The following is a 2,312-nucleotide window of genomic DNA, read 5'->3' as shown; positions in this document are numbered from 1 at the left end:
GTCGCAATTCACTTTTCCCCGCAAGGGGATTGAAACATTCGCTAAAAATCAAGGTTATATAGGACAAGCAGTCGCAATTCACTTTTCCCCGCAAGGGGATTGAAACTTTAACCTCAATTTAGATCCTAAATTGCCGCAATTCACTTTTCCCCGCAAGGCGATTGAAACTTGAAAAACGGTTTCTTTTTATTTTTTGGTTGATTTATTTTGAGTCGCAATTCACTTTTCCCCGCAAGGGGATTGAACCTCGCCATGCGAACTTTGGCAGCAAAAATTTCATCCCGCACGCTGCACCCTTGTCGATCGCCTGTGGTATAATTGCAGATTGTGACATCGTACAAAAAAACATAAAATCAATTCATGGCACTTACACAACAGCGCAAACTAGAAATCATGGGCGACTACCAAACCCATGAAACCGACACCGGTTCCGCCGACTTGCAAGTCGCGATGCTGAGCGATCGCATCAGCAAACTCAGCGCCCACCTGAAAATCAACCAAAAAGACTTCGCATCCAGGCGCGGTTTGATGATGATGATCAGCCGCCGCAAACGCCTGCTAGCCTACATCCAAAAGCAAAATGTCGATCGCTACAAAGCATTGATTGCGCGTCTAGGCATTCGCGGCTAAACACCAAAGCGAAAATTTGCGACAATATTCAAGAACCTTGGACACACACCAAGATTTATTGAATACAAGTTCGAGATTTCAGGTTAAAGATAAAATATGTCCTCCGAACCACCCCGCCAGCGCTTACCGTTTGAACCGATCGCAAATCGCAAAAAAACGCCCAAAAAGCCCGCAGAACCCCTAGAAAACCCAGTCAACGAAGACAAGCAGCCCCCAGCCCCAAAAACCGGGGGCAAACAGTCACAATCTATCCCAGAAGTAGTAAGCAAACGCATGATATCGCGCATCGCCTTATTTTGCGGCGTACCGACACTCCTGGGAATTTCCACATTTTTTGTGAGTTATTTAATTGTCAGCAAGGGCTTGTTTGACCTACCCAACACAGCAGTATTATTAGTAAGTATGGGCTGTTTTGGTTTAGGCGTTCTAGGACTGAGTTACGGAGTTCTTTCAGCTTCCTGGGATGAAGAAGTTTCAGGAAGCAGTATCGGGTGGGAAGAATTCAATACTAATTTTGGACGGATGCGAGAAGCGTGGCGTGGCGCAAAACCAAAAAGTTAGTCATTAGTCATCAGTCATCAGTCATCAGTCATTAAGTCATTAGTTATTGGTCATTAGTTAATAACTAAGCTGTTAACCATCTAGGGTTTGTATTGGGGCAGGCAAAAAAAACTACCCCACAACAATGCTAACAATACTGATATAAATAGATTGTCGATCGCCCGCAGCATCTATTTTTCTCAGTGCATCCGTGTAATAATCCGTGTCTAGCCCAACAGAGAAGGCAAAAAAAATATGATTATTGTAATGAAAGCCGGCACTCCAGAAGCCGAGATCGATCGACTAGACGAAGAGCTCCGCACAAACTGGGGTTTGACACCAGAAAAAATCGTCGGGCGTTACAAAGTCGTCATGGGTTTAGTCGGCGACACCGCCGAGCTCGAACCGATGCAGCTTCGCGAAATGAGCACCTGGATTGAAGAAGTGCTGCGCGTCGAAAAACCCTACAAACGCGCTTGTCTGGAATACCGCCAAGGCGAACCCAGCGCCGTAGAAGTCGCTACTCCTTTGGGAACTGTGACGATCGGTCTAAATCACCCGATCGCAGTCGTAGCAGGCCCTTGCTCGGTCGAAAACGAAGAAATGATTGTCGAAACGGCAATGCGCGTCAAAGCTGCTGGCGCTCAATTTTTGCGCGGTGGAGCCTACAAACCGAGAACTTCCCCCTACGCTTTTCAAGGACACGGCGAGAGTGCTTTGGGACTGCTGGCGGCGGCGCGGGAAGCTAGCGGTTTGGGAATTATTACCGAAGTTATGGATGCGGCCGATTTAAGTGCGATCGTAGAAGTAGCCGACGTAATCCAAGTCGGAGCCCGAAATATGCAGAATTTCTCGCTGTTGAAGAAAGTCGGAGCTCAAGACAAACCAGTTTTGCTGAAGCGCGGCATCTCCGCCACCATTGAAGAATGGTTGATGGCAGCCGAGTATATCATGGCTTCTGGCAATCCCAACGTGATTTTGTGCGAGCGCGGCATTCGCGGGTACGACAGGCAGTATACGCGCAATACCCTCGATTTGTCGGCCGTTCCAGTATTGCGAACCCTGACTCACTTACCGGTGATGGTTGACCCCAGTCACGGCACCGGTTGGGCGCAATTTGTACCTTCAATGGCATTTGCGTC

General features: G+C 47.9%; 3 protein-coding genes. All 3 read left to right on the top strand.

All coding sequences use genetic code 11. The features are described 5' to 3' along the window. Positions 1–360 precede the first annotated feature (360 nt). Positions 361–630, top strand: a complete 270-nt coding sequence (gene rpsO / locus WBA89_RS25810) for a 30S ribosomal protein S15 (RefSeq protein ID WP_424410458.1) — start codon at positions 361–363, stop codon at positions 628–630. Positions 631–726: 96 nt separating this feature from the next. Beyond that, positions 727–1,191, top strand: a complete 465-nt coding sequence (locus WBA89_RS25805) for a PAM68 family protein (protein ID WP_424410456.1) — start codon at positions 727–729, stop codon at positions 1,189–1,191. A gap of 234 nt (positions 1,192–1,425) precedes the next feature. Continuing rightward, positions 1,426–2,312: 3-deoxy-7-phosphoheptulonate synthase (aroF, locus tag WBA89_RS25800; RefSeq protein WP_424410455.1), on the top strand; the 887-nt coding region annotated here is incomplete at its 3' end.

It is taken from the genome of Microcoleus sp. (assembly GCF_049646505.1).
Classification (GTDB): Bacteria; Cyanobacteriota; Cyanobacteriia; order Cyanobacteriales; family Microcoleaceae; genus Microcoleus.
The sequence above is the reverse complement of the archived record's forward strand: the minus strand, read 5'-3'. Positions and strand labels throughout refer to the sequence as shown.

Bases quoted from the DNA above. Each gene is read 5' to 3' on its own strand.
- rpsO (WP_424410458.1), top strand. From the start codon at position 361: ATGGCACTTACACAACAGCGCAAACTAGAAATCATGGGCGACTACCAA.
- WBA89_RS25805 (WP_424410456.1), top strand. From the start codon at position 727: ATGTCCTCCGAACCACCCCGCCAGCGCTTACCGTTTGAACCGATCGCA.